Genomic DNA, 252 nt, shown 5'->3' on the forward strand with positions numbered 1-252 from the left:
TATATCGAGCTGATCTTCACGTTCTACCGGCTGTTCGGCTGGGGGATGCGGCAGATCACCGGCTATATGGAGGACTACTGGGCGACCCGCGGGCTGGACATCCCGGTGCCCAGCGCCAGCCAGCTGGGCGAGAGGTTCGCCTGCCTGAAGGTGAGCGTCACGCAGCGTTGCGAGCATCTGGCGCGACGGCTCGCGCGCGGCGAGACGATCAGCCTGATCGTCGACAGCACGGGGCTGAGTTTCGGGCGGGCG

General features: G+C 66.7%; 1 protein-coding gene. It reads left to right on the forward strand.

What is annotated here, in order from left to right:
• Positions 1-252, forward strand: a 252-nt coding sequence (locus P0D80_RS51660; protein WP_408296797.1) for a transposase, incomplete at both ends; no start/stop codon positions are given.

Origin of the sequence: Paraburkholderia sp. RL17-373-BIF-A (assembly GCF_046030175.1) — a bacterium.
GTDB lineage: Bacteria > Pseudomonadota > Gammaproteobacteria > Burkholderiales > Burkholderiaceae > Paraburkholderia.